The sequence below is a fragment of the Paracoccus sp. IB05 genome, assembly GCF_016405985.1.
Taxonomy (GTDB): domain Bacteria; phylum Pseudomonadota; class Alphaproteobacteria; order Rhodobacterales; family Rhodobacteraceae; genus Pseudogemmobacter.
In genome coordinates this window covers 99,135-124,221 of sequence record NZ_JAEFCF010000011.1, presented here as the reverse complement: position 1 = coordinate 124,221, position 25,087 = coordinate 99,135, and the positions used below count along the sequence as shown (strand labels likewise).

Here is a 25,087-nt window from a genome sequence, read left to right as displayed (position 1 = left end):
AAGAGGCTTATTTCAGCCAGTATAAAGGGTATTATTTTACGGGCGACGGCTGCCGCCGCGATGCGGATGGCTATTACTGGATCACCGGCCGCGTCGATGATGTCATTAACGTCTCCGGCCACCGGATGGGCACGGCAGAGGTGGAATCCGCCCTTGTCGCGCATGAGAAAGTCGCCGAAGCGGCAGTTGTCGGCTACCCGCATGACCTCAAGGGCCAGGGCATCTACGCCTATGTCACGCTGATGAACGGCGTCACCCCCTCGCCCGAGCTGAAGCGCGAGCTGGAGGCCTGGGTCCGCGCCGAAATCGGCCCGATCGCCAGGCCCGACCTGATCCAGTTCGCCCCGGGTCTGCCCAAGACCCGTTCCGGCAAGATCATGCGCCGCATCCTGCGCAAAATCGCCGAAAACGACTTCGCAGCTCTCGGAGATACCTCAACCCTCGCAGACCCGACCGTCGTCGAAGACCTCATCGAGAACAGGATGAACAAGGGATGAGGCTGTAACGCCAGATCCGGGTCAAATGTTGAATAAGGGAAAACGCTGCTCATAATCGGGCGGCGTTTTCCTTTCAGATGTTCGATTATTGAACCTGATCCAGCGCCAGATCCATCCGCTCGCGCGCTTTCTTCGGCAGTTTCACGGCCTTGAGCTTTTCGATCACGTCCGTCAGATCTTCAGGCGCGGCGCCAACCTGGATCACCATCACCATGCCCATTGCCAGATGCGGCGTGCATTTGACGCCGTAAATGCCCGGCTCGATCACGGTCACGTCAAGCGCTTCATTGATTTTGCCTTTGAACACTGCGGCGCCGGGTGGCAACATATCTTTGATCGCCTCGACATTATGGCTCTTGTCGGTCGGGATGAACCTGATCACATCGCCCGGCTCGGCGCGCAGGTAATCGGGTTCGAAAACCATCGTGCCGGCGGCGCCTTTGTTCAGCATATGCACCTCGATTTCGGCGGCAAGGCCGGGGCCTGCGAGGCCGCAGGCGATCAGGGCGGCAAAGAGGATGCGGGATGTCATGGTGAGCTCCTGTGTCACGGGAATGACCGGCAACCGGCCATTCCCCATGCGTTAGGCGAGGCTGTTTGGCCCGACCTTGAGCGAGATCAAACCGGGCCTGCGGCGGGGCGTCGCAGGGTTGATTGCTAAGGGGATATTTTCGCCCTAGTGTCAGAAAAATTCCCAGATATGAAAGCCGCGATGCAAACCGAATTTGACAGGCTTCTGGCCCAGGCGGGGTGGTCTGTGCCTGATGCCGCCAAACGTCTTGGCTATTCTGAGGGCCATATCTACCGCTGGAAACGCGGCGAGGAAGCCCCGCGCGAGGCCGTGCTGACGGTATTGCGCGCCGAAGCCGGACGCCATCCGGATCCGGTTGGATCCTTCACCTTCATCGACCTCTTCGCCGGGATCGGGGGCCTCAGGCGCGCCATGGAGGCGGCGGGGGGGCGCTGTGTCTTCACCTCGGAATGGGACCAGTTCGCGCAGAAGACTTATCACGCCAATTATCCCGACAACCGCCCGATTGCCGGCGATATCCGCGCGGTGGCTGAGGCCGATGTGCCTGCCCATGATGTGCTGGTTGCGGGCTTTCCCTGCCAGCCGTTTTCCATCGCCGGGGTCTCGAAGAAAAACGCGCTCGGTCGGGCGCATGGTTTTGCCGATGAAACCCAGGGAACGTTGTTTTTTGACGTGGCGCGGCTGATAAAACACCATCGCCCTGCGGCGTTTTTGTTGGAAAATGTAAAGAACCTGCAAAGTCATGATAAGGGCAATACCTTTGCGGTGATCCACCGGACGCTGACCGAAGAGCTGGGCTACCAGCTTTTTACCAAAGTGATTGATGCCGGTCATTTCGTGCCGCAACATCGCGAGCGGATCGTGATGGTGGGCTTTCGCGAGGCCACTTCTTTCAGCTGGACAGATCTTGAGCTGCCCTCTTACGGCGGGCGCCGGCTGGGCACGATCCTGCATCCCGAGAATGGCACCGAGGCGCCGGAAGGGCATTTCACCACCGGCCCCGATGCACTCGTCAGCGAGAAATACACGCTGACCGACAAGCTCTGGCGGTACCTTCAGGACTATGCCGCCAAGCATCGCGCAAAGGGCAATGGGTTCGGCTTTGGCCTTTTCGGGCCGGAGGACATCGCCCGCACGCTGTCGGCGCGCTACTATAAGGACGGCTCCGAAATTCTGATCCGCCAGCAGCCCGGTGAAAACCCGCGTCGCCTGACCCCCAGAGAATGCGCCCGGCTGATGGGCTATGGCGAGAATTTCCGCATTCCGGTCTCGGACACCCAGGCCTATCGCCAGTTCGGCAATTCCGTGGCCGTGCCGGTTTTCGCCGAGGTCGCGCAGAAGATGCGGCCGCATATCCTTTCGCTGATCCATGGCTGACGTCCATTCGCCTGATGCGCGGCGGCGCAATATGCAGGCGATCCGGGGCGCGGATACCAGGCCCGAGATGGTCTTGCGCAAGGGGCTGCATGGGCTCGGCTTTCGGTACCGATTGCAAGCGCGCGACCTGCCCGGGCGGCCTGATCTTGTGCTCCCGAAATACCGGGCGGTGATCTTTGCGCATGGGTGTTTCTGGCATGGCCATGGCTGCGATCTGTTTCGCTGGCCGAGGACCCGGGAAGAGTTCTGGCGCGGCAAGATCGGCGGCAATATGGCACGTGACGCCAGCACTCAGGCCGCGCTCGAGGCACTGGGCTGGCGGGTGGCACTGGTCTGGGAATGCGCGCTGAAAGGGCGGGGGCGCCAGCCGGAAGATATGGTTCTGGCAGAGCTGGCCGCCTGGATTGCCGGAGGCGGCCAGCGTATCGAGATTATGGCTCAGGCGGCGGCCATATCGCCCGCTTTGACCGCATCGGCGAGCCCGTCAAGCAGCTCGACCGTCTGATCCCAGGAAATGCAGCCATCGGTGATCGACTGACCATAGACAAGCTTTTGGCCGGGAACGACTTTTTGTGCGCCGGCGACCAGGTTGCTTTCGACCATCAGCGCGCGGATACGGCGCTCGCCCGCGCGGATACGGGCGGCGACATCGGCAACAACCCCGGGCTGGCGGGCCGGATCCTTGCCGCTGTTGGCATGGCTTGCGTCGATCATGATGCCCGGATCAATGCCGGCTTTTGCCGCGGCCTCCGCGACCGCATCGACGTCAGCCGCACTGAAATTCGGCCCTTTCGATCCGCCGCGCAGCACGACATGACAATCGGGGTTGCCGGTGGTGCGCGCAATCGCCGCCCGCCCGTCCGCGGTGATGGCCGGGAAGGAATGCTGGCCGCGCGCCGACAGAATCGCATCCAGCGCCATCTGGACCGAGCCATCGGTGCCGTTCTTGAAGCCGACCGGGCAGGACAGGCCCGAGGCCAGCTGGCGATGGATCTGGCTTTCGGTGGTGCGCGCGCCGATCGCGCCCCAGGCGATCAGATCGGCGAAATATTGCGGCATGATCGGGTCGAGGAATTCGGTCGAGGCCGGAAGACCCATGCGGTTGATATCCAGCAGCAGCTTGCGCGCCAGCGGCAGCCCGTCCTCGATCCGGTCCGAGCCGTCGAGATGCGGGTCATTGATCAGCCCCTTCCAGCCGACCGTTGTGCGCGGCTTCTCGAAATAGACCCGCATCACGATTTCCAGCTTGTCCTGGTGGCGCTTGCGCTCGGCCGCGAGGCGGCGGGCGTAATCCATGGCGGCCTCGGGGTCATGGATCGAACAGGGCCCGATCACGAGGAGCAGCCTTTCGTCGCGGCCCGCCAGGATCTCGCGGATGGCATTGCGGCTTTGCGCCACGGTCTCGGATATGGCGGCATCGCGGGGGATTGCCACGGCGAGCTCCAGAGGCGAGGGCAGGGGGCGCAATTCCTGAATACGCAGGTTGTTGGTTTCGGTCGGCATTTCGGTCTTCCTGTTTTTTGCTTCAGGATCTGACCGGCACCCCCCGAAAACGGAAAGCCGCCGGTCGAACCAGCGGCTTGGGGGTTTTTGGTGAGTATCGCCTGTCTCGCGTTACACAGCCGCCCGCATCCGCTGGCATGAGCGGAAGTAATAAAACCAGACGGGGGCGCAGGACATGGACATGCGGGGAAAGCTAAGCGCGAAAAATCACTTTGTCACCAGAAAAATAACAGGGATTTTCAGGGGCCTGGCGGGTCGGGCAAAGATCTTCAGGAATTATTAACCCTGGTCGCAGAGCATCGGATCATGCGAGTGACCCTGATCCTGCCCCTTTTCCTTGCCGCCTGTGGCGCCCAGCCCGCGCCGCATATGTTTGGCGCCGAACGATTCGAGGCCAGCCGCGGCGGGCATGATTACGTGGTCTTTCTGAAGGGCAACAGGGTCGAGGTGATCCGTCTCGGCTGGGCCTCGCCGGGGGAACATCAGGCGATTCGGGCCAGAATGATCGAGCTGATCCCGGAGCTCACGGGCTGTAAATTGCGCGAAAGTTCGCTCCAGGGGGATTCGGGTGAGATGCGGGGGCTGGTCACTTGCCCCCGTTCTGCCCCCCGTCCGGCCCCTTCGGCCTGACGATAAAAAGCATATAGCCGGCATATAGCCCCGCGACGAGGAAGACCGCGCCCCAAAGCGGCGCGTTGAAGGCGAAGAATTCCAGACCGGACCACAGGATCGGCAGGATCGTGGTCAAAAGCCGCGTGAGGGGGCGCTCGAACATCGGGTGAAACGGGTCGAGGATCTGCATGGGTATGGGTCCGGTCTTTGAGGACGTGAGGCGGTGGAGCATAAGGCGGCGAAAGCCGGAGCAAAGCACATTCGGCGGATGCGGCGGCAAGGTCAATCGCTGCGAGGCCGCATCTTTGCGCGATATGGAACCAAAGCCCTCCGGCTGCGTTAACCTTCCAGCCATAGTGAGGCTCTGCAACAGAACCGCCGATCTTTGGGCGGGGCGGCGACGCCCGACACCCTGGCGGCGCTTCGTTAAAGTGAGGGAGAGATTATGGGTATCGAGAGCATTCTGATTCTTCTGGTCATCGGCGCGGTTGCCGGCTGGCTGGCGGGGCAACTGGTCAAAGGCTACGGCTTTGGTCTGGTCGGGAACATCGTGGTTGGTGTGGTCGGCGCCTTTATCGCCGGGCTGATCCTGCCGCGCATCGGTCTGACCTTCGGCGGCAATGCCATCCTTGCCTCCATCATCCACGCCACCATCGGCGCGGTGATCCTGCTCCTTCTGATCCGCCTGGTGCGGACGGCCTGAGCCTTTCAACGTGACGGGGTCAGCGGTCGCAGCCGACCCCGTCGCCATCACGGTCGAGATCGTAGACATCCTGGCCGATGACCCTGACCGGACCTTCGACATAAGCGGGTCCGTTGCCACTTCCGCCTGCACAATCAACATCCGAAGCGACTGGCACGCACGCGCCGCTGTAGTTCGGATCACAGTCCTGGGCGGAAACGCTGCCGGTCGTTGCGGCCAGCACCAGAGCCGAAATGGCGATACCCTGAAAATACACCCGTCGAACCCCTGCTACCTGTCACACACACGTTAACAAAGGTTAACAGTGTTGGGGCAGGGAGCAACTGCCTTATCGACGCTTGCTCTTCTTGTTGCCGCCGCGTTGTCCGGCCCGCCCGGCGGTCGAGCGGCCCGATGCCTTCACCGCCTCATCGACGGCCTCATCAACCGCCGATTGCCGCGCCAGCGGGTCGTCGGCCACGGCCAGTTCCACAGCCTCCAGCCGTTTGACCTCGTCGCGCAGCCGGGCGGCTTCCTCGAATTCGAGGTTCTCGGCTGCCTTGCGCATCGCCACCCGCAGCGCGTCGAGATGCGCCGCAAGGTTCTGCCCCACCGCCGGCCGCTCGATCTTCGCCGTCACCCGCGACTGATCTGTGTCGCCGGACCACAGCCCCGCCAGCACATCCTCGACGTTTTTCTTCACCGTCTGCGGTGTGATGCCATGTTCGCGGTTATAGGCCTTTTGCTTTTCGCGCCGCCGGTCGGTCTCGGCCATGGCGCGGGTCATCGAGCCGGTGATCTTGTCGGCATACATGATCACGCGGCCCTCGGCATTGCGCGCCGCCCGCCCGATGGTCTGGATCAGCGAGGTCTCCGACCGCAGGAAGCCCTCCTTATCGGCATCGAGAATCGCCACCAGACCGCATTCGGGAATATCGAGCCCCTCACGCAAAAGGTTAATGCCCACCAGCACATCAAAGGCGCCCAGCCGCAGATCGCGCAGGATCTCGATCCGTTCGATCGTGTCGATATCGGAATGCATGTAGCGGATGCGGATCCCCTGTTCATGCATATATTCGGTGAGATCCTCGGCCATGCGCTTTGTCAGCGTGGTCACCAGAATGCGCAACCCCTTTGCCGCCACCCGCCGGACCTCGTCCAGCAGGTCGTCGACCTGCATCTCGACCGGCCGGATCTCGATCATCGGGTCGATCAGCCCGGTCGGGCGGATCACCTGTTCGGTGAAAACGCCGCCGGCCTGTTCCAGCTCCCATGCCGAGGGCGTCGCCGAAACAAAGACCGATTGCGGCCGCATCGCGTCCCATTCCTCGAATTTGAGCGGCCGGTTGTCCATGCAGGAGGGCAGGCGGAAGCCATGTTCCGCCAGCACCGACTTGCGCCGAAAGTCACCCCGGTACATGCCGCCGATCTGTGGCACAGAAACGTGGGATTCATCTGCAAAAACAATGGCATTGTCGGGGATGAATTCGAACAGGGTGGGCGGCGGCTCGCCAGGCGCGCGCCCGGTCAGATAGCGCGAATAGTTCTCGATCCCGTTGCAGACGCCGGTGGCCTCCAGCATTTCCAGATCAAATCGCGTACGCTGTTCCAGCCGTTGCGCCTCGAGCAGTTTGCCCTCATCGTTGAAGCGTTTGAGCTGCTGGTGCAGCTCGGCGCGGATGCCCTGGATCGCCTGGGCCATGGTCGGGCGCGGCGTCACATAATGGCTGTTGGCATAGATGCGGATCTGAGCATAGCTGCCGGTTTTCGCGCCGGTCAGCGGGTCGAATTCGGTGATGCTCTCCAGCTCTTCGCCGAAGAATGAGAACCGCCAGGCGCGGTCTTCAAGGTGGGCGGGCCATAGCTCGATCACATCGCCCCGGACGCGGAACCCGCCCCGCTGAAACCCGACCTCCGAGCGCCGGTATTGCTGCGCCACCAGCTCCTGGATGAATTTGCGCTGATCGTAAAACTGGCCCTGGACCATGTCCTGGGTCATCGCCGAATAGGTCTCGACCGAGCCGATGCCGTAGATACAGGACACCGACGCCACGATGATCACATCGTCACGCTCCAGCAGTGCCCGTGTCGCCGAATGGCGCATCCGGTCGATTGCCTCGTTAATCTGGCTCTCTTTCTCGATAAAGGTATCGGTGCGCGCGACATAGGCCTCGGGCTGGTAGTAATCGTAATAGCTTACGAAATACTCAACGGCGTTATCGGGGAAGAAGCCCTTGAATTCTCCGTATAATTGCGCGGCCAGCGTCTTGTTTGGCGCAAGGATGATCGCCGGGCGCTGCGTCTCTTCGATCACCTTCGCCATGGTGAAGGTCTTGCCGGTGCCGGTCGCCCCCAGGAGCACCTGGTCATGTTCACCCGCGGTTACGCCCTGCGACAGCTCGGCAATCGCCGTCGGCTGATCGCCCGCCGCTGTGAAGGGCGTCTGCATGACAAAGCGCTGCCCGCCTTCGAGCTTTTCGCGCCGAACGGGCGTGATATGGGAAATGTCGGGCAGCTTGTCGGGCGCGTTGTTATGCATCTCGGGCCTCGGGAGGGGCAGGGGGCAGCAGGCAATCACCCGCTAATTTGATCTGTTTTTGTTCCAGTTCAACCCCAGTTCGGCGTCCTCCCGTTCCGGCTGCGCACAACAGGCGGGGGCGATGGCTCAATCTGTCGGCATCCCTTGCGCTTTCGCCGCGTTTCGGCCAGAACGGCGGGGCTATTCCGGAGGTCAGCCCCATGCGAGCCCGTATCTATCAGCCCAGCCGCAACGCCATGCAATCCGGTATGGGCAAAACCCATGTCTGGCTGCTGGAATTCGCGCAGGATTCTGCGCGCGAAGTGGATCCGCTGATGGGCTGGACCTCGTCCTCGGACACCCAGACCCAGGTGAAGCTGCGGTTCGAGACCCGCGAAGAGGCCGAAGCCTATGCCCAACAGCATGGTATCGCCTATACGGTGATCGAGCCGACCCCGCGCAAGGCCAATATCCGCCTGCGTGGCTATGGCGAAAATTTCGCCACTGACCGGCGCAATCCCTGGACTCATTGACTGGTTTTGAACCGGTTAGAAGTCAGGCCCGAGATCGGGTGCTGGCTTAATCAGGTCATTGATATTGCCTGGAGTGAGGTTTCGGCGATGTGTCTTGCCGGAGCTTCGCTTCCGATAGGTGCTGCCCAACACCGTTTCTGGCGGTGGCAGATGGGCGATACGCATGGACAGGCCGCCACCACGCAATTCGCCGAATGGTCCGGGAGCCTCTTATGTCCCGGTTGGACTGCGCGAACCGGGACAGCGTAACGGAAGCGGCTGCCCATGTTTCTGAATGACAAGGCGTTGTTGCAACTCGCGTGCCGGACTGGAGACGAATCACGCGACCTGAGGCCTGACTGGCTGGACTTGCGGGCCTGCTGACGCCCGCCGGGTTCGCCCGAAGCTTCGCCCTGCAACGGGGGATGGGGGTTTGCAATCCGAGAAGCCCGGCTCCAGTCGTATCGGCGCACCCGCCCCAAAGGCCAGATTTCAGATCCGGAATCCCGCGCTCGCCGAACCGATTCTGACCCGTTTGACGCATCGGGCGCCTTCACCTGGCTCAATATCGACGCGACGGTGCCATCCTGCTTCGGGCGCCAGTTTCAGTCCCTGCGGATCTGTTCTGTTCGCGTCTCCTCAGCACGGCGCGGCAGGAAAACGCGGCCTGCCCGACCCGTTACCTATGTCGGAGAGCACCGCAAGAGCTGCAGCTTGGGGGCGGAGAGGGCGGCGCGGGCGCGCATCGCCTCAACGCTGCTCGCATCCCTGCAGGATCTCTTTCAGCGTTTCGCAGATATAGCTCACGGTTGCTTCATCGAGGCCGTAGCCCGAGGGCAGGTTGATCCCGGCATGCACGATCCGCGCAGTCTCTGCGCGCGGTGTCAGCAGGGGGCGGCAATCTGTGTCCGCATAGGCTTTGAGCGATGAGAGGCTTGAGAAGAACGGTCTTGAATCAATGCCTTGTTCTGCCAGCGCGGTTTGCAGGGCGAATTTATCCAGATCATAGCGTTGATCGGGGATGACCGTGACCATCCAGAACGAGTTCTTCACCTCTTGCGGTTCGGCATTGATCGTAAGGCCCGGCACATTGCGCAGCCGGTCGGCATACCAGCCGAACAATTGCCGCTTATAGGCAATCAGCGCGTCCAGCCGCTCCATCTGTGCGATGCCAAGGGCGGCCTGGACGGCGCTCATCTTATATTTGAATGCGACCTCGTCATTGAGGAAAAACCGGTCCCCCGGCGGGCGGCCGTGATCGCGCAGCTTTTGCACCCTTGCATGAAGCTGCGGATCATTGGTCACCAGCGCGCCGCCTTCGCCGGTGGTGATGGTTTTCGAGCCGTGGAAGGAAAACACCGCCACATCGCCGAGGCTGCCAGCCGGGCGGCCGCAATATGTCGAACCAAGCGCTTCGGCCGCATCCTCGATCAGCGCGATCCCGTGGCGGTCGGCGATCTCGCGCAGTGCATCCCAGTCGCACATCGAGCCATAGAGATCGACGCCGATGATCGCTTTCGTGCGGGGCGTGATCGCGGCCTCGACCGCCACCGGGTCAAGGCACCAGGTATCGGGCAGGATATCGACAAAAACCGGCACCGCGCCCATATAGGTGACCGGCGCCATCGAGGCGATCCAGGTCACATCCGGGCCGATGACCTCATCGCCGGGCCCGATCCCAAGCGCTGCCAGCGCCAGATGCACCCCCGAGGTCGCATGGGGCAGGCTGACCGCATGGGCAACCCCGCAATGGGCGGCGAGCATCTCTTCGAACCGGCGGTTATAGCGGTAGTGATCCGCGCCCCAGGCGTTCAGCGCGGCCTCACGCGCCAGCTCGCCCTCGCGTTCGGTGATCGACGGCGCTGCCACCGGGATCTGGCGGGCGGGCCTTGTGCCTGAAAGGGGTGCTGCTGGACTGGGAGCTGCTGGACTGGGGGGCACTGGCCGATCAGATGTCATTCGACTTTTCTCCCTGACCGCTTTCCTCTAGACCAGAACAGGATCCCAGTCGTACCGAGGCCAAAGTGACCACACAAGACGACCGTTTAGAGTTCGAAGCCCATAAACGCAAGCAAGCGCTCGCGCTCGGAGAGGACAAGGCGGTTTTCGCACAATCGCTTGATATGCTCACTGCGCTGGACCGCTATGATTACTCCTATCTCTGGAGCTGGATGGGTGTGCCGATCATCCAGATGCCGGCCGATATCATGGCCACGCAAGAGGTGATCTGGGAGACGAAACCCGATGTGATCATCGAAACCGGCGTGGCACGGGGAGGATCGGTGCTGTTCATGGCCTCGCTTCTGGAGGTGATGGGCAAGGGCAAGGTGATCGGCGTCGATATTGACATCCGCGCCCATAACCGCGAGGCGATCGAAAGCCATCCGATGTCGAAACGGGTTGTGCTGATCGAGGGCGGTTCCGCCGATGAAGACACGCTGACAAAAGTGCGGGCCGAGATCCCGCCGGGTGCGCGGGTGATGGTGGTTCTCGACAGCGACCATTCGCGCGATCATGTTCTGGCGGAATGCCGCGCCTATGGAGATCTGGTGACCGAAGGGTGTTACCTTGTCGTCGCGGATACGCTGGTCGGTCATGTCAGCGAAGAGAACGCGCCGAAAAAGCGCTCCAAGCTCTGGTTTGCAGGCAATGAACCGCTCTCAGCCTTGCGCGATTACATGGCCGAGACCGACGCATTCGAGGTCAATGAAGTGCTGAACGGAAAGCTGGTGCTTTCGTCCTCGCCCGGCGGCTATATCCGGCGCAAGTCAAGGTAGCCCCCATGCTGCGCGCTGTCTGTCCTGCCGATATGGCCGTGATCGCCGAACTTCGCGCAGACAAGGCGCTGCAGCATTTGCTGATGGCAAGCCCGGAGGCGAGCGGCCCGGCTTCCGACCCCGAGGCCGAAGCGGCTGCATGGGTCCGGCGTCGCGAGGATGCTGGCTGGTTTCGCGTCATTGCTGAGGCTGCTGGGGCAATTGCAGGCTTTGTCCAGATCGCCGATATCCATCGCCGCAGCCGTTACGGCTGGCTGGGGATCTGTCTGAGGCAGGCTGCGCGCGGCGCCGGGCTTGGGCGCGCCGCACTGGCTGGTGCCGAGGCGGCTGCGCGCGATGATCTTGCGCTGCACAAACTCCTCTTGCAGGTCCGCGCTGACAATGCGCCCGCACTGGGCCTATACGCTCGCGCCGGCTGGCGCCGTATCGGCACGCTCAGCGCGCAATATGACGATGGCACAACACGCCATGATGCCATCCTGTTCGAGAAATTGCTCGAAGGGGCAAATCTGCCATGACACGGGTGGTCATATCGCAACCGATGTATTTCCCCTGGCCCGGCTTTCTTGCCCAGATGGCGATGGCGGATGTCTGGATCTGGCTCGATGATGCGCAGTTCTCGAAAGGCAGCTTTACCAACCGTATTCAGGTAAAGCTGGATGGGGGGCGCCGGTGGATGAGTGTGCCGCTGGCCGGCAAGGGCAGTTTCCAGCGGATCGCTGATCTTGCCGAGAGCGGCGGCTCCTGGGTGGCCTCGCATCGCGCGCTTCTGGACCAGAGCCTGCGCGGCCAGCCGCATGCTGCTTGTGCGATGATGCTTTTCGATCAGGTCCATCAGGGGCAGGGCAGTCTTTGCGACCGTCTGATCGCCAGCGCGGAAAGGATGGCCGAGGCCATGGGCATTCTGCCGGCACAGCGGCTGCTTGCCTCGAAGATGGCGGTCGGCGGCGCGTCGTCTGATCGGGTCCGTGCTCTGGTCGAGGCAGTTTCCGGCACCGAATATCTGACCGGACATGGCGCGCTTTCCTATCTTGATCATGAAGGTTTCGAAGCGGCAGGTATCCGCGTCTCCTATATGGATTACCGCCCTGACCCCTGGCCTCAGTTGCATGGCGACTTTACCCCCTATGTGACGGCACTTGACCTTCTTGCCGCAGTCACGCCTTCTGAGGCGGCGTCTCATCTGCGCCCTGCAAGCCTTGACTGGCGGAGTTTCAAGGCACTCCGCGCGTCATGATGCCCGGGCCGGCACCCGGTTTCAGCGGGGAGAGGAGCCATTTCAATCCAGGATTATCAGGTGAATATGTCAGCCAAAATCAGCCTTGTCATCCCGACCCGCGAGCGTCTTGAATATCTGCCCTGTGCACTCGCCTCGGCGAAACTGGCCGCAGACCGTGCCGGGATCGCGGTCGAGATTGTCGTGGCCGACAATGCATCGACCGATGGGACCGATGCCTGGTTGGCCAGAGAGCTTGATCCGCGCCTGAAGGTGATCCGCAGCGAGCGCAGGCTTTCGATGCGCGAGAATTTCCAGTTCGCGCTGGAAAATGCCACCGGCTCGCATCTGATCTATATCGGCGATGATGATGCGGTGCTGCCCCATGGTCTGGCGCTGGCGCGGCAGATGATCGAGGCGGCGGATGTCGATATCTACAAATGGCGGGTCGAGAATTACCACTGGCCCGATCCCGCCAGCGGCGCCGATGGCTGGGTCAAGATCCGGCCGCAACATCTGGACGGGAGGCGCGAGATGCTCGACCCTGCGGAGGTGCTGGCGCGTTTTTGCAATGCGAGTTTCCGCACCTATCACGATGGCGGCATGATCTATCATGGCATGATCAGCCGCCGGCTGATCGACCGTGTTGTTGCGCGGACCGGCGGGCCTTATTTCCGGGGCTCCTCCCCCGATCTCTATACTTCGATGCAGGCGCTGGTGATCGGGGATCGCCCGATCATGAAGGTCAACCTGCCTTTGACCATGGGTGGCACCTCGCCGCGCTCGAACGGGGCAGCGGCGCAACAGCATACGAAACTTGCCAAGGCAGAGCTCAGCCCGGAATTTGTGAAATTCCTCCGCGAAAGTGCCGAGGATCCTTATCAGTGTCGGCTGCCTGCCCGGACGTCCTCGCTGAACCTGGTGACACTGGACGGGCTGACCGAAGCGGCGCGGCAATGCGGGCGCGAACTGGATCTGGATATGGCGGCCTGGAGCGCGCGTGTCGCCCGGGAGATCGCCGGTTTCGTCGAACCGGACCGCTCCGACTGTGTTGCGCTGGCGCGGAGCTTCTTCGGTCCGGATTTCGATATTCCCCCCGCCGCTTCTCCTGTCGCCGGGGCGCCGCCCGCGCCGCGGGCGAAAGACGGGATGCGCCGCAGCAATGCGCCCGGACGGATCAGGGCCGTTGGCGGGCCGCCGATGCAGGATGCTCTGACAGCCGCTGATTTCCTTGACCGCCTGACCCGGCTTGAGACAAGCACCGGGCGGGCTTCCGGCCCGGTATCGGGTTTTGCGCGGATGTTGCGGATGCATGGCACGGCGGCGCGGCTCTTTGAAAGCGCTCCCCGGCCCTGGGCGTCGTGGCAACCGGCGGAGAGCTGATCTTCAGCGCCGCGCTTTCGATGACATGAGCTTGACCGCGCCATAAAGCCGGAATGCGGGCCGCATCAGCCTGGGGCGCACCATTGCCGTGAAAGCCCTGATCCGCGCGCGCGCGCCCAGTTTTGCCGCCCGGCGCAGATAACGTGCCCCAAGGAACCAGCGTGCCTCGGACCATGCGGGAAAGCTTGCCTCATGCCGGGCCCAGGTCCGCAGGTAGCAATCCAGCACCAGATCCGGGTCCGACCCTTGCGTCAGCTGCGCGCCAGGCGCATCGGCGGCGCTGTGCAGGTGATAGACCCGCATGCCGGGCCGCGCCTCATACCAGGGCAGGCTGCCACTGGCGATGAGCGCGCAGCACAGGCTGGTATCCTCGTCGATCTTCTGATCGGGATCGAGGCCGCCCAGGGCGAGAAACCGCGCGCGGCGGATCCAGAATCCGGTGCCAAGCCCGGCGATCTTGTGGCGCAGCGCGGCATTTGCCGGCACCTGACCCGCAGCGAGGCGGCGGGTGACCGTTTCTTCCTGCCCCGAGGCATCGCGCCTGAGCACCGCGCTGAAGCCGTAATCCACGGGTTCGCCTGTGGCGATCTCCAGGACGCGGGCGGCGTAACCGGGCAGGAGTTCGTCATCATCGTCGAGGAAGAGGATGATCTCGCCCAGGGCCTCCGCCACGCCGAAATTCCGCGCCCCGGCCGCGCCGCGCAAACCGCTGTTGCGCAAGACCCGGAGCCGCGTGTCCCATCCGGCCAGAACCTCGCTGGCCGGGACGCCGGAGGCATCATCGATCACCAGAACCTCCGCCCCCGCCGGCAGATCCGCCAGCGCCGAGGCGACCGCGCGTTTCAGCAGATCCGGGCGGTTATGCGTCGGGATCAACACCGTCAGCGCAAGCCCCTCAGTCTTTACCGCATCCCGCCCCTCTGTCACTGCCAGGCCCCCTGTTTCCTGTCTTCTGACTAGCGCATTGCGCGGCGAATGGCGAGGCTGTGGCGGTGCGGTGCGGCCCGCTCTGGCAGCCCGGGCCGAATGGTGACAGAATGGACCCTTGTGATCCGATGCACGTAAATCCGAGGCAAATATGGCTCCCCATTCGAAAAGCGGCTCCGGCGAGCGCGTTGTGCTGAGCATGAAATGGGGCAAGCTCTATCCGGCCAGCTATGTGAACGTGCTTTATAATGCCTGCCGCCGGAACATCACCGGGGATTTCCGCTTTGTCTGCCTGACGGATGACGCGACCGGGCTTGGCCCCGATATCGAGGCCTATCCGATCCCCGATCTTGGCCTGACACAGGGCATGTGGAAAAGCGGCGCCTGGGCTAAACTCGGGGTGTTTGAGCATGATCTTTACGGGCTGAAGGGCCGCGCGCTTTTCATCGACCTTGATATGGTGATCTGCGGCGCGCTGGACCCGTTTTTCGACCATCCGGCGCCGGTCCTGACCACGGATATGGGCGAGGGTTGGGGGCGGCCGTCGCGGGCAAACGTGCCCCGGGAGGCCGGGACCTGCATCTTCGCCTTCACGCTGGGCGCCGAAGGCCAGATCGTCGACCGCTTCACCGCCGATCGCGAAAAGGCCGTGCGTGACCATGTGATCGAGCAGAACTGGGTCGGGGCGGAAGCCAGCGCAATGGAGTATTGGCCCGATGGCTGGGTGATCAGCTTCAAGCGGCATCTGCGCCGCCCGATCGGGCTGGATCTGTTTCTGCCGCCCAAAGCGCCGCCGGCATCTGCCAAGGTGCTCGCCTTCCACGGCACGCCGCGCCCGATTGACCTTTTGCGACCGGGCAACCGGTTCTGGGACAGGTTTCCGCATATGGGCCATGGCCAGGTGCGCTGGATGGCGGAATATTGGGTGGAAAACGGTGGCGACCTGCCGCGCTGAAATTCAGCGCTTCGGGGCGGGAAAGCGCCCTTTGCGGGTCAGATAGACCAGCTTTCCGATCATATTGCGAAACCGCAGCCCATATAGCGGCAGCCGCCGATACCAGGGAAATTTCCGCACATCTCCATGCGACTGGCCGGTGATGGTGCTGGAATTGCCGTCATCGACATGGCTGGGGAAGGGTTCCAGCCCGTAATGGCGGAAGTCATGGATATGGACGCGGTCAAGCTCGTGGTCGATGGGGCGGGTGATCGGCAGCACCCTGGGCAACAGCCGCGCCACCAGATCGCGGCGGATCAGATAGGCGCCAAGCCCCGTCGCGGGGCCGAGATAGGCGTTCAGATCCCAGGCGCCCAGTTTCTTCTGCCGCAAGGGCTGTTTCGCGCGGATCTTGTTGAGCTTCAGGAAATCCCAGTCGGCCTTCGCAGCCAGCGCCGTTTGCAGCGCGGTCATGAATTCGGGGTGGAAGACGACATCATCCTCCATCACCAGCGCCACATCCTTGCCGGAGTCGAAAAACGCCTGCCAGACCGCGATATGCGAATGGTAGCAGCCGATTTCGCCCGGAAGGACCTCGCGCCCCACATTGCGGCGAAAGGCGGGCAGGTCGACATTCTGCACCAGCCGGTCCCATTCGGCGCGGCCATCGGTGGCCTCGTGCAAGGTGTAAGGCAGGGTCAGCGCGGCCAGCTGTGCCTCCATAGCTGCGCGCCGCTGTGCTGATCGCGGCAGGTTGATCAGCCAGGCGCCGAAATCCGGCAGAGCTTGCGAATCTGGCATGGTCACTCCTGTAGCGGTCAGGTCAGGTCAGGCTGGCGAAGGGCGGCAGGGCGGCGTCGGCGTCAGAGATCACCGCAGGTCGCGCGGGCCAGGTGATGGCGAGATCGGGGTCATCCCAGGCGATCCCGCGCCCATGACCGGGGATATAGGCGGGCGCCATCATATATTGAACCACCGCGCCGGGCGTGAGGCTGAGAAACCCATGCGCAAAGCCTTTGGGGATATAGATGCCGTTCATCCTACCGGCATCAAGCTCCACCGCATGCCATGTGCCGCGCGTCGGGCCGGGGCGCAGATCGACCGCCACATCCCAGACCCGTCCGGCAACACAGCGGACCAGTTTTTCCTCGGCGAATTCGCCGGCCTGGTAATGCAGACCGCGCAGCGTATGGGCCAGGGTGTTGGTCGAGAGATTGACCTGCACCGGCTGAAAATCCACCCCCGCCGCGAGAAAGCTGTCACGGCAGAAGACCCGCGCGAACTGGCCGCGCGCATCCTGATGCGGATCGGCCTCGACCGTGATCAGGCCGGGCAGGGGCGTGGGGTTCAGCCTCATCCGATGTGAAGCGTGGGGATCGCGGTGACGAATTCCCCGCCCCAGGCGCGGATCTGTGCCTGCTGGTCGCGGACCTCGGCTGCGATGTTCCAAGGCAGGATCACCAGGTAATCCGGGCGGCGGGCGGCGATTTCTTCGGGCGCGAAGACCGGGATATGGCTGCCCGGCAACAGGGTCGCCTGTTTCTCGGGGTTGCGGTCGACGACGAAAGCGATGTCATTCGCGCCGATGCCGGCCACGTTGAGGAAGGTGTTCCCCTTTGCCGCCGCACCATAGCCCGCGATGGTCTTGCCGTCTTCGCGCGCACGCGCCACGAAGGCACGGAAGGCGCTGGTGATTGCCGCGACCTTGCCGGCGAGATCGCCATATCCGGCAGCCTGATCCAGCTTCAGGCGCGTCTCTTCCGCCGCGACCTCTGCGAGGCCCGGCCCCGGCTGATGCGCGCCCTTATGGCCGACAAAGACCCGCAGCGAGCCGCCATGGGTTGGCAGGCGTTCGACGTCGAAGACCTCCAGCCCGGCCTCCTCCATCAAACGGCGCACAAAGGTCAGCGACAGGTAGGAATAGTGTTCGTGATAGATCGTATCGAACTGTACCTGTTCGATCAGCCGCGCCAGATGCGGGAATTCAAAGGTCGCAACGCCCTGAGGGTTCAGCAGCACCCGGAACCCGGCGGCGAAATCGCGGATATCGGGGACATGGGCCAGCACGTTATTCGCGGCCATCAGATCGGCGCCATGCCCCTCTTCACGCAGCTGCCGCGCGGTCGCTTCGCCGAAGAACGCGACCCGCGTGGGCACGCCCTTTGCTTCGGCAAGGCTTGCGGCATGACCGGCGGGTTCGACCCCCAGCACCGGGACAGCATCCGCCACGAAATGCTGCAGCAGATAGCCGTCATTCGACGCGATCTCGACCACTTTCGACTGCGGGCCAAGCGAGAACCGCGCCGTCATCGCGGTGGCATAGCGGCGGGCATGATCGACCCAGCCCTGAGAAAAGGACGAGAGATAGGCATAGCCATGCGAAAAGATCGCATCCGCAGGCACGGTCTCGGTTGTCTGGGCAAGCCAGCAGCTGTTGCAGACCATGACATGCAGCGGAAAGCGCCGCTCGGCGGCCAGGGCGCCCGCATCCCCTGCGGGCAGGTAGCTGTTTGCAAGCGGGGTCTCGCCCAGATCGACGAGCGTCTGGGTCAGGGCTGCGTTGCAAAAGCGGCAGGAACGGGTCACGGGCGGATATCCTCGTAAAGGGCAATCTGGTGGTCGGTGAGCGCGGTCATATCCTGCCCGTCCGCCCAGGCGGCATACCAGTCAGCGGTGAGGCCGATGGTCCGGGCGGCGTCAAGGCGCGGCGTCCAGCCAAGCACCTCCTGCGCCAGCGCGGAGTTGATGCCAAGGAGCGCCATCTCATGCGGGCCGGTCCGGGGATCCTGCGCGAAAGCGGCCGGGCGGCCCATGGCCGAGAGCAGGCGGTTCGTCAGCGCGCCGACCGCTACCGGCTCTGCCCCCTCGGCGGGGCCGAAATTCAGCGCATCGGGCAGGGGCGCGTCACCTGTCATCGCCTCAAGCAGGGTGAGATAGCCGTCAAGACATTCCAGCACATGCTGCCAGGGCCGGGTCGAGGCGGGATTGCGCAGCACCGGCACCTCATCTGCGGCCAGCGCGCGGATGATATCGGGGATCAGCCGGTCTTCCGACCAGTCGCCGCCGCCGATCACATTGCCGCCCCGCGCGGTCATCAGCCGGGGGCCGCCCTCAGGGCAGAAAGACTGCCGCCACGAGGCCACAGCGATTTCGGTCGCGGCTTTCGAGGCCGAATAGGGGTCATGCCCGCCCAGCCGGTCGCCTTCCTCATAGGCACGGCCGGAGCCGTCATTCTCATAGACCTTGTCCGAGGTGATCACGAGCACCGCGCGCGGGCGTGCCAGCCGATGCAGCGCGTCAAGGAGATGCAGCGTGCCCATGACATTGGTGGCAAAGGTCGCGACCGGTTCCGCGTAAGACCGCCGCACCAGCGGCTGTGCGGCCATATGCAGCACCAGATCGGGCTGCGCCTGGGCCACGGCCGCGTCAACCGCCGCCGCGTCGCGCAGATCGACCAGATGCGAGGCCGCGAGATGGCCCGTGCCCAGAAGCGTCGAGAGGTTCGGCCCGGGCTCCGGGGCCAGAGCGAGACCGGTCACCACCGCGCCGCGCCGCGCCAGCCAGCGGCCCGCCCAGGCGCCCTTGAACCCGGTATGGCCGGTCAGCAGAACGCGCTTCCCGGCCCAGAAGTCGCTCGCGGAACCAGAGATCACGACCAGATTTTCCAGGGCGCGGCCCCGCCGGACCAGAGTTTTTCCAGATGGTTGCGGTCGCGCAGCGTATCCATCGCGTGCCAGAAGCCGGGATGGCGCCAGGCCTGCAGCTCTCCGTCGCGGGCGAGCCCCTCAAGCGGATCGCCCTCGAAAGGTGTCGGATCGCCCTCGATCCGGTCCAGGACCTCGCGCTCCAGCACGAAAAAGCCGCCGTTGATGCGGCCCTCATCTCCGGGCGGCTTTTCGATGAACCGCTCCACCTGGCCGCTTGCGGTCATCTCAAGCGCGCCGTAGCGGCCCGGAGGCGTCACGGCCGCGATGGTCGCAAGCTTGCCATGGGCGCGGTGAAAGGCGATTTCCGCTGCGATATCGATATCCGAGACCCCGTCGCCATAGGTCATGCAAAAGGTCTGGCCAAGCCAGGGCTTTGCCCGCTTCAGCCGCCCCCCGGTCATCGAATTCTCGCCTGTGTCAATCAGCGTGATGCGCCAGGGTTCGGCGACCGAGCCGTGATAGGTGATCTCGCCCGTCCGCGCATCGACCGTCATATCCGAGCTGTGCATGACGTAATTGGCGAAATATTCCTTGATCATATGGCCGCGATAGCCAAGGCAGATCACGAAATCGGTGATGCCGTGATGGGCATAGATCTTCATGATATGCCACAATATCGGGCGGCTGCCGATCTCGATCATCGGCTTGGGTTTCAGATGGCTCTCTTCGGAGATCCGGGTGCCAAAGCCCCCTGCCAGGATAACAGCCTGCATGTCCACCCTCATATCCGTCGCCCGCTATGTACAATATCGCGGGCGCGGATGACAACCTCTGGCACAGGCGGGGGCTGTGTCGGCGGCGGTCCTCAGCTTTTCCGGGGGGAGGCCCCCGGTCATTCGATTGGTAAGCCGGGCGGCAGATATGCAATAGCGTGGACTGGCCAGACCGGATGGGGCGGCCAGGATGGCAGGAGAGGGTCTGATGGGCGCAGTACAAAGACAGGGCATGGCGGCGCTGATCACCCTGATGAGCCTTGCGCTCGCCGCAGGGCTGGCGCTCTGGCTGCCCTGGGGGATCGCCGGGACCGCCGGCTTAGGCGCGTTTTGCATCCTGATGTGGGCCAGCGGCGCGGTGCCGGAACATCTCACCGGGCTGATCTTCTTTGCGGTGGCGATCCTGAGCGGGCTGGCTTTGCCCGAAGTGGTGTTGGGGGGCTTTTCCTCCTCGACCTTCTGGCTGTTGTTCGGGGGGATGGTGATGGCGGCCTCGATCCGCTTTACCGGCCTCGGGCGGCGGCTGGCGCCGCTTCTCGGGCGGCTGACGGGGCAGAGCCTTGGCGGCATCGTGGCGACGATCGTTGCGGTGGGGGTGGTGCTGTCTTTCGTGCTGCCCTCGTCGATGGGGCGGATCGCGCTGTTGTTGCCGGTGGTGGCGGCGCTGGCGGATCACCTCGGATATGCACAGGGGCGGCCGGGGCGGATGGCCATGCTGATGGCGGCCACGTTCGGCGCCTGCCTGCCGGCCTATGCGATTCTGCCCGCCAATCTGCCGAATATGATCCTTGCCGGCAGTGCCGAAAGCCTCTGGCAATATCATATCGGCTATTTCGACTATCTCTGGCTGCATTTTCCGGTGCTGGGCGCGCTGAAGGCGGTGCTGCTGGTGGTGGTGATCCTGCGCCTTTATCCCGATCAGCCGCCCGGGCGCCCGGAGCGGCACGAGGTGCCATCGGCCATGAGCCGGGCCGAGATCGCGCTTCTGGTGATCATCCTTGCGATGCTGGGCCTGTGGCTGACCGATGCGCTGCATCACATCTCGCCGGGCTGGATCGCGCTGGCGGGGGCGGTGATCTGTCTCTGGCCGGGCGCCGGGCTGACCGGGCCGAAATGCCTGAATGAAGAGATCGGTTACGGCACCCTGTTCTTTGTGGCGGCGATCATGGGGCTCGGGGCGGTGATTGCGACCAGCGGACTGGGCGAATGGATCGTCGCTCAGGCATCCGGGCTGATCGGGCTCGCGCCGGGTCAGCCGCTGCGCAGCACCCTGGCGCTTGGCGCGATCGCGACGCTGGTGGCGCTGGTGACCAATCAGCCCGGCGTGCCGCTGGTGATGACCCCGGGCGCCGGCCATCTGGCAGAGGTGACCGGCCTGCCGCTGGCGACGGTGCTGATGACCCAGGCGCTTGCCTTTTCCAATGTGATGCTGCCGTTTCAGGCGCCGCCTTTGATCATGGCCGCCCAGACCGGCAATCTGCCGATGCGCGAGATGACCCGGATCTGCCTGATCCTCTTCGGGCTGACGCTTCTGGTGCTGACGCCGCTTGATCTTGTCTGGTGGTGGTGTCTCGGTATGTTTCCGCTATCGTGACCACGATGGATATCCATGGGCTGCGCAGTTTTATCGCGGTGGCGGCGGCGGGCAGCATCACCCGCGCCTCGGAACAGCTTTGTCTGAGCCAGCCGGCGGTCAGCGCCCATATCAAAGCGCTGGAGGAGGAGTTGCGCCTTGTGCTCTTCCGGCGCAATCCGCGTGGGATGGGGCTGACCGAGGACGGCGCCCGGCTGCTGTCCCAGGCCGAGGCGATCCTGGCGGCGCATCGCGATTTCCTCGCCGGGGCGCAGCTTTTGCGCGGGCGACTGTCCGGCCCGCTGCGGATCGCGGGGGGCGGCAATTCCGATCCGGAGCCGCCAGGCCTTCTGGTCAGCGCGCTTTCTGCCCGCCATCCCGATATCGCGGTGACCCTGGTGCAGGCGAGCAGCGGTGAGGTGATCCGCGGGCTGCGGGAGGGCCGTTTTGACGCAGGGTTTTTCAATGCGTCCGCGCCGGACGGTGGCGCGGAGGATCTGAGTGATCTGACGCAGCTTGTGGTGGGGCGGTTCAGCATCTGGCTTGCCGCGCCGAAAGGGATGGTGGCGGATCCGTCCGATCCCGACTGGCAGGTGCTGGCACAACAGGCCTGGATCCTGCCCTCCGAGCGCCCGAGCTGTTGTGGCCAGGCCGCCGAGGCGCTGTTCCTGCGCCACCAGTTCCGCCCGCGCCAGGTGATCGGGATCGACCGCGAGGCCGCAACCCGCAGCCTGATCGCAAGCGGGGCCGGTCCCGGCTTTCTTCATGACAGGGCGGCGTTTGCCGCGCGCGACAAGGGCGAGCTGGAGCTGATCTGCCAGGCCGGGCAGGGCGGTGATGTGGTTTTCGCAAGCCTTGTCAGCCGGGCTGAAGAGCCGCTGATCGCTGCCACAGGTGCTATCGCGGATGATCTCTGGCCGTAATCGCGCGCAGCAGCCAGAGCCCGGAACAGCTGACAAATGGAAAAGGCCGGGACATGATCCCGGCCTTTTTCTATATTCACTACGCTTTGAGGCCGGGCGCTCAGAGGCTGCGCTGGATCTCTTCGCGTTCGAAGATCTCGATCACGTCGCCCTGACGGATATCCTCGTAGCGTTCAAACGCCATACCGCATTCGGTGCCGGACTGGACCTCTTTGACCTCGTCCTTGTGGCGCTTCAGCGTTTTCAGCGTGCCTTCATGGATCACCACATTGTCACGCAGCAGGCGCACGCCAGCCGAGCGGCGGGCAATACCTTCGGTGACCAGACAGCCTGCGACATTGCCGGTGCCGGTGATGCGGAAAACCTCGAGGATCTTCGCATAGCCGATGAAATGCTCGCGGATCTCGGCCTTGAGCATGCCCGACGCCGCCTGTTTCATATCATCCAACAGATCATAGATGATCGAATAATAGCGGATCTCGACGCTCTTTTGCTGCGCCGAAGCGCGGGCGGTCGCATTGGGACGCACGTTGAAGGCAAGGATCGGCGCGCCCGAAGCATCGGCCAGGCCCACATCCGAATCGGTGATAGCCCCGACGCCGTAATGCAGGATCCGGATCCGGACCTCGTCATTGCCAACCTTTTCCAGCGCCTGGACGATGGCTTCCGCCGAGCCCTGGACGTCTGCCTTCACGATCACCGGCAGCACGGCCACATCCTTGTCAGCCTTGGCTTTCGCCATCAGCTGTTCCAGCGTGGTTGCAGCACCGGCAGCCGCACGTTTGTCCTTGGTCGCTTTCTCGCGGTAATCGGCGATCTCGCGGGCCTGGGCCTCGGATGCCACCACGTCAAGCGTGTCACCAGCCGAAGGCGTCCCATCAAGGCCAAGAACCTCGACCGGAACCGAAGGACCGGCTTCCAGCACGGTCTCGCCCTTGTCATTCACAAGCGCGCGGACCTTACCCCATTTCTCGCCGACGACGAAGATATCGCCTTTCTTCAGCGTGCCGTTCTGCACGAGAACCGTCGCCACCGGGCCGCGGCCGACATCCAGCTTGGCCTCGACCACAGCCGCACGGGCGGCCCGGTTCGGGTTGGCTTTCAGGTCAAGCACTTCTGCCTGGATCGCGATGGCTTCGAGCAGATTGTCGATGCCCTGGCCGGTATGGGCCGAGACCTCGACATCCTGCACATCGCCCGACATCGCCTCGACGACGATCTCGTGCTGCAGAAGATCGGTGCGCACCTTGGTCGGATTGGCCGAAGGTTTGTCGATCTTGTTGATCGCCACGATGATCGGGACGCCCGCCGCTTTCGCGTGGGAAATCGCCTCGACCGTCTGCGGCATAACCGCGTCATCCGCCGCGACCACCAGCACCACGATATCCGTCACCTGGGCGCCACGGGCGCGCATCGAGGTGAAGGCCGCGTGGCCGGGCGTGTCGAGGAAGGTGATCAGCTGGCCGTTCGGGGCTTTCACCTGATAGGCGCCGATATGCTGCGTGATGCCGCCGGCTTCACCCGTGGCCACGGTGGCCTTGCGGATCTTGTCCAGGAGCGAGGTCTTGCCGTGGTCGACATGGCCCATGATCGTCACAACCGGCGAACGGGTGATCAGGTCATCGGCCTTGTCCACAACGGTGTCGATCGACTGTTCAACGTCAGCATCCGAGACGCGGACAGCACGGTGGCCGAATTCCCCGATCACCAGTTCCGCCGTATCGGCATCAATGGATTGGTTCATCGTGACCATCATGCCCATTTTCATCAGCGATTTGACGACATCGGCGGCACGTTCGGCCATCCGGTTCGCCAGTTCGCTGATCACAATGGTCTCAGGCAACTGCACATCGCGGGCCTGCTTCTCGGGTTTCGAGAAGCCCATTGCCTTCTGGCGGGCCTTTTCCTGCTTGCGCTTCATCGCAGCAAGGCTGCGCTGACGTCCGCCTTCTTCATTGGTCGCAGCCGAGAGGGTCAGCTTACCGGCACGGCGGTCGCCTTCGCCGCGACGTGCGGCGCCGCGATCGGTGTCGCGATTCTCACGCTCACGCTCGGTCTTGCGCGGCGTGGTGGCCGGGCGCGGGCCGGTGGCGTCGGTTGCACCGGGGCGCGGACGGCTCTGACCGGCGCCGCGATCTGCGGGCACGCCCGGATCGGCTTCGGCTGCGGTCTTTGCCGGCGCTTCGGGTGCGGCGGGCTGACGGCGCTGCGTGCCAAGCACATCAGCCTTGCGGGCTGCGGCTTTGGCCTTAGCCTCTTCCTCGGCTTCACGCTTGACGCGCTCTTCCTCTTCGGCTTTCGCCCGAAGGGCAGCCTCGCGCTGGCGATCCTCGCGCTCTTTCGCCTCGATTTCCTCGCGGCGGCGCTGGCGTTCCTCTTCGCGTTCTTTTTCCTCGGCAGCCCGTCTGGCTGCGTCTTCCTGCTCGCGTGCTTTGGCACTGCGCAGAGCGTCGAGGCGGCGCTGCATTTCGGCATCAGAGATGCCTGCGGGCCGTTTCGACGGGTCGCCCAGATGCGACGCGCCGGCCCCGCCGGCAGCCGTACCGGGCTTTGCCTGGGCAGGCACCACAACGCGCTTGCGTTTGGTCTCTACGACCACCGCATGGGTGCGTCCGTGCGAGAAGCTTTGCTTCACCGAACCGGAACGTGGGCCACCACCGCCAAGCCCGAGGGGTTTTTTGCCGTCAGTATCGCTCATACG

At 63.7% G+C, this 25,087-nt stretch carries 25 protein-coding genes and 1 pseudogene; 13 read left to right on the top strand and 13 right to left on the bottom strand.

The window, feature by feature from the left end:
* Nucleotides 1-497: pseudogene (locus JC607_RS09900) on the top strand (AMP-binding protein); the annotation flags it as partial.
* An 85-nt stretch (nt 498-582) separates the two neighbouring features.
* Here the strand turns inward: JC607_RS09900 and JC607_RS09895 are convergent.
* Complete coding sequence (locus tag JC607_RS09895) at nt 583-1,029, bottom strand: pseudoazurin (RefSeq protein WP_198836750.1); 447 nt, start codon at nt 1,027-1,029, stop codon at nt 583-585.
* 180 nt (nt 1,030-1,209) lie between these two features.
* Between JC607_RS09895 and dcm the strand changes: the two genes are divergently transcribed.
* Nucleotides 1,210-2,406, top strand: coding sequence for a DNA (cytosine-5-)-methyltransferase (gene dcm, locus JC607_RS09890; protein ID WP_233092825.1), 1,197 nt, complete (start codon nt 1,210-1,212; stop codon nt 2,404-2,406).
* The gene (locus tag JC607_RS09885) at nt 2,399-2,911 is read left to right on the top strand and encodes a very short patch repair endonuclease (protein WP_198836748.1); all 513 of its coding nucleotides are present in this window, start codon (nt 2,399-2,401) and stop codon (nt 2,909-2,911) included. Before dcm ends, JC607_RS09885 begins: the two co-directional genes overlap by 8 nt.
* Here the strand turns inward: JC607_RS09885 and JC607_RS09880 are convergent.
* Nucleotides 2,845-3,909, bottom strand: coding sequence for a 3-deoxy-7-phosphoheptulonate synthase (locus JC607_RS09880; protein WP_198836747.1), 1,065 nt, complete (start codon nt 3,907-3,909; stop codon nt 2,845-2,847). The two genes, JC607_RS09885 and JC607_RS09880, sit on opposite strands and share 67 nt — an antisense overlap.
* Nucleotides 3,910-4,215: 306 nt before the next feature.
* On the opposite strand from JC607_RS09880, the gene JC607_RS09875 reads away from it, so the two are divergent.
* The gene (locus tag JC607_RS09875; RefSeq protein ID WP_198836746.1) at nt 4,216-4,539 is read left to right on the top strand and encodes a hypothetical protein; all 324 of its coding nucleotides are present in this window, start codon (nt 4,216-4,218) and stop codon (nt 4,537-4,539) included.
* On the opposite strand, the gene JC607_RS09870 is transcribed toward JC607_RS09875, so the two are convergent.
* Nucleotides 4,496-4,711 (bottom strand): hypothetical protein, encoded by a 216-nt coding sequence (locus JC607_RS09870; RefSeq protein ID WP_198836745.1) that lies wholly within the window; start codon nt 4,709-4,711, stop codon nt 4,496-4,498. The genes JC607_RS09875 and JC607_RS09870 overlap by 44 nt on opposite strands.
* Before the next feature lie 255 nt (nt 4,712-4,966).
* Here JC607_RS09870 and JC607_RS09865 point away from each other — a divergent pair, with 255 nt between their 5' ends.
* Nucleotides 4,967-5,224, top strand: coding sequence for a GlsB/YeaQ/YmgE family stress response membrane protein (locus JC607_RS09865; protein WP_198836744.1), 258 nt, complete (start codon nt 4,967-4,969; stop codon nt 5,222-5,224).
* Nucleotides 5,225-5,243: 19 nt separating this feature from the next.
* Here JC607_RS09865 and JC607_RS09860 read toward each other — a convergent pair whose 3' ends face one another.
* Both JC607_RS09860 and uvrB read right to left on the bottom strand, forming a co-directional pair.
* Nucleotides 5,244-5,480 (bottom strand): hypothetical protein, encoded by a 237-nt coding sequence (locus JC607_RS09860; RefSeq protein ID WP_370584780.1) that lies wholly within the window; start codon nt 5,478-5,480, stop codon nt 5,244-5,246.
* A gap of 72 nt (nt 5,481-5,552) precedes the next feature.
* On the bottom strand, nt 5,553-7,742 hold the full coding sequence (gene uvrB, locus JC607_RS09855; RefSeq protein ID WP_198836743.1) for an excinuclease ABC subunit UvrB: 2,190 nt from the start codon (nt 7,740-7,742) through the stop codon (nt 5,553-5,555).
* Between the two features lie 200 nt (nt 7,743-7,942).
* On the opposite strand from uvrB, the gene JC607_RS09850 reads away from it, so the two are divergent.
* The gene (locus tag JC607_RS09850) at nt 7,943-8,254 is read left to right on the top strand and encodes an ETC complex I subunit (RefSeq protein WP_092895672.1); all 312 of its coding nucleotides are present in this window, start codon (nt 7,943-7,945) and stop codon (nt 8,252-8,254) included.
* Between the two features lie 729 nt (nt 8,255-8,983).
* On the opposite strand, the gene JC607_RS09845 is transcribed toward JC607_RS09850, so the two are convergent.
* A complete protein-coding gene (locus tag JC607_RS09845; protein ID WP_198836742.1) occupies nt 8,984-10,102 on the bottom strand; it encodes a DegT/DnrJ/EryC1/StrS family aminotransferase in 1,119 nt (372 codons plus the stop codon).
* Nucleotides 10,103-10,257: 155 nt separating this feature from the next.
* Between JC607_RS09845 and JC607_RS09840 the strand changes: the two genes are divergently transcribed.
* The 4 genes from JC607_RS09840 to JC607_RS09825 all read left to right on the top strand — a co-directional run bounded on the left by JC607_RS09840 (nt 10,258) and on the right by JC607_RS09825 (nt 13,609).
* Nucleotides 10,258-11,010 (top strand): CmcI family methyltransferase, encoded by a 753-nt coding sequence (locus JC607_RS09840; protein ID WP_198836741.1) that lies wholly within the window; start codon nt 10,258-10,260, stop codon nt 11,008-11,010.
* Nucleotides 11,011-11,015: 5 nt separating this feature from the next.
* A complete protein-coding gene (locus JC607_RS09835; protein ID WP_198836740.1) occupies nt 11,016-11,528 on the top strand; it encodes a GNAT family N-acetyltransferase in 513 nt (170 codons plus the stop codon).
* A complete protein-coding gene (locus tag JC607_RS09830) occupies nt 11,525-12,247 on the top strand; it encodes a WbqC family protein (protein ID WP_198836739.1) in 723 nt (240 codons plus the stop codon). Before JC607_RS09835 ends, JC607_RS09830 begins: the two co-directional genes overlap by 4 nt.
* 66 nt (nt 12,248-12,313) lie before the next feature.
* Entirely contained in the window at nt 12,314-13,609 is a 1,296-nt protein-coding gene (locus tag JC607_RS09825) for a glycosyltransferase (RefSeq protein WP_198836738.1), read from the top strand.
* 3 nt (nt 13,610-13,612) lie between these two features.
* Here the strand turns inward: JC607_RS09825 and JC607_RS09820 are convergent, their stop codons facing one another.
* A complete protein-coding gene (locus JC607_RS09820; protein ID WP_198836737.1) occupies nt 13,613-14,536 on the bottom strand; it encodes a glycosyltransferase family 2 protein in 924 nt (307 codons plus the stop codon).
* Between the two features lie 151 nt (nt 14,537-14,687).
* Between JC607_RS09820 and JC607_RS09815 the strand changes: the two genes are divergently transcribed.
* Nucleotides 14,688-15,491, top strand: a complete 804-nt coding sequence (locus tag JC607_RS09815; protein ID WP_198836736.1) for a hypothetical protein — start codon at nt 14,688-14,690, stop codon at nt 15,489-15,491.
* A 3-nt stretch (nt 15,492-15,494) separates the two neighbouring features.
* Here the strand turns inward: JC607_RS09815 and JC607_RS09810 are convergent, their stop codons facing one another.
* From JC607_RS09810 to rfbF, 5 genes are read right to left on the bottom strand one after another with little or no spacing between them, the layout of a single operon-like run.
* On the bottom strand, nt 15,495-16,271 hold the full coding sequence (locus JC607_RS09810; RefSeq protein ID WP_198836735.1) for a glycosyltransferase family 25 protein: 777 nt from the start codon (nt 16,269-16,271) through the stop codon (nt 15,495-15,497).
* 22 nt (nt 16,272-16,293) lie between these two features.
* Nucleotides 16,294-16,827, bottom strand: coding sequence for a dTDP-4-dehydrorhamnose 3,5-epimerase family protein (locus JC607_RS09805; protein WP_198836734.1), 534 nt, complete (start codon nt 16,825-16,827; stop codon nt 16,294-16,296).
* Entirely contained in the window at nt 16,824-18,056 is a 1,233-nt protein-coding gene (locus JC607_RS09800) for a class I SAM-dependent methyltransferase (protein WP_198836733.1), read from the bottom strand. Before JC607_RS09800 ends, JC607_RS09805 begins: the two co-directional genes overlap by 4 nt.
* Nucleotides 18,053-19,123 carry a CDP-glucose 4,6-dehydratase gene (gene rfbG, locus JC607_RS09795; RefSeq protein WP_198836732.1) on the bottom strand — a complete coding sequence of 357 codons (1,071 nt, stop codon included), beginning with the start codon at nt 19,121-19,123 and terminating at the stop codon, nt 18,053-18,055. Before rfbG ends, JC607_RS09800 begins: the two co-directional genes overlap by 4 nt.
* Nucleotides 19,120-19,890, bottom strand: a complete 771-nt coding sequence (gene rfbF / locus JC607_RS09790; RefSeq protein WP_198836731.1) for a glucose-1-phosphate cytidylyltransferase — start codon at nt 19,888-19,890, stop codon at nt 19,120-19,122. The genes rfbG and rfbF overlap by 4 nt, the downstream gene beginning before the upstream one ends.
* A 208-nt stretch (nt 19,891-20,098) precedes the next feature.
* On the opposite strand from rfbF, the gene JC607_RS09785 reads away from it, so the two are divergent.
* Complete coding sequence (locus JC607_RS09785) at nt 20,099-21,484, top strand: SLC13 family permease (RefSeq protein ID WP_198836730.1); 1,386 nt, start codon at nt 20,099-20,101, stop codon at nt 21,482-21,484.
* A 5-nt stretch (nt 21,485-21,489) separates the two neighbouring features.
* Nucleotides 21,490-22,386, top strand: a complete 897-nt coding sequence (locus tag JC607_RS09780) for a LysR family transcriptional regulator (protein ID WP_233092833.1) — start codon at nt 21,490-21,492, stop codon at nt 22,384-22,386.
* 100 nt (nt 22,387-22,486) lie between these two features.
* On the opposite strand, the gene infB is transcribed toward JC607_RS09780, so the two are convergent.
* Nucleotides 22,487-25,084, bottom strand: coding sequence for a translation initiation factor IF-2 (gene infB, locus JC607_RS09775; protein ID WP_198836728.1), 2,598 nt, complete (start codon nt 25,082-25,084; stop codon nt 22,487-22,489).
* Nucleotides 25,085-25,087: the final 3 nt, after the last annotated feature.

Bases quoted from the DNA above. Each gene is read 5' to 3' on its own strand.
- JC607_RS09875 (WP_198836746.1), top strand. From the start codon at position 4,216: ATGCGAGTGACCCTGATCCTGCCCCTTTTCCTTGCCGCCTGTGGCGCC.
- JC607_RS09815 (WP_198836736.1), top strand. From the start codon at position 14,688: ATGGCTCCCCATTCGAAAAGCGGCTCCGGCGAGCGCGTTGTGCTGAGC.
- JC607_RS09880 (WP_198836747.1), bottom strand. From the start codon at position 3,909: ATGCCGACCGAAACCAACAACCTGCGTATTCAGGAATTGCGCCCCCTG.
- JC607_RS09830 (WP_198836739.1), top strand. From the start codon at position 11,525: ATGACACGGGTGGTCATATCGCAACCGATGTATTTCCCCTGGCCCGGC.
- JC607_RS09870 (WP_198836745.1), bottom strand. From the start codon at position 4,711: ATGCAGATCCTCGACCCGTTTCACCCGATGTTCGAGCGCCCCCTCACG.
- rfbF (WP_198836731.1), bottom strand. From the start codon at position 19,890: ATGCAGGCTGTTATCCTGGCAGGGGGCTTTGGCACCCGGATCTCCGAA.
- infB (WP_198836728.1), bottom strand. From the start codon at position 25,084: ATGAGCGATACTGACGGCAAAAAACCCCTCGGGCTTGGCGGTGGTGGC.
- JC607_RS09850 (WP_092895672.1), top strand. From the start codon at position 7,943: ATGCGAGCCCGTATCTATCAGCCCAGCCGCAACGCCATGCAATCCGGT.
- JC607_RS09885 (WP_198836748.1), top strand. From the start codon at position 2,399: ATGGCTGACGTCCATTCGCCTGATGCGCGGCGGCGCAATATGCAGGCG.
- JC607_RS09780 (WP_233092833.1), top strand. From the start codon at position 21,490: ATGGATATCCATGGGCTGCGCAGTTTTATCGCGGTGGCGGCGGCGGGC.
- JC607_RS09895 (WP_198836750.1), bottom strand. From the start codon at position 1,029: ATGACATCCCGCATCCTCTTTGCCGCCCTGATCGCCTGCGGCCTCGCA.
- uvrB (WP_198836743.1), bottom strand. From the start codon at position 7,742: ATGCATAACAACGCGCCCGACAAGCTGCCCGACATTTCCCATATCACG.
- JC607_RS09785 (WP_198836730.1), top strand. From the start codon at position 20,099: ATGGGCGCAGTACAAAGACAGGGCATGGCGGCGCTGATCACCCTGATG.
- JC607_RS09865 (WP_198836744.1), top strand. From the start codon at position 4,967: ATGGGTATCGAGAGCATTCTGATTCTTCTGGTCATCGGCGCGGTTGCC.
- JC607_RS09810 (WP_198836735.1), bottom strand. From the start codon at position 16,271: ATGCCAGATTCGCAAGCTCTGCCGGATTTCGGCGCCTGGCTGATCAAC.
- JC607_RS09835 (WP_198836740.1), top strand. From the start codon at position 11,016: ATGCTGCGCGCTGTCTGTCCTGCCGATATGGCCGTGATCGCCGAACTT.
- JC607_RS09805 (WP_198836734.1), bottom strand. From the start codon at position 16,827: ATGAGGCTGAACCCCACGCCCCTGCCCGGCCTGATCACGGTCGAGGCC.
- dcm (WP_233092825.1), top strand. From the start codon at position 1,210: ATGCAAACCGAATTTGACAGGCTTCTGGCCCAGGCGGGGTGGTCTGTG.
- JC607_RS09825 (WP_198836738.1), top strand. From the start codon at position 12,314: ATGTCAGCCAAAATCAGCCTTGTCATCCCGACCCGCGAGCGTCTTGAA.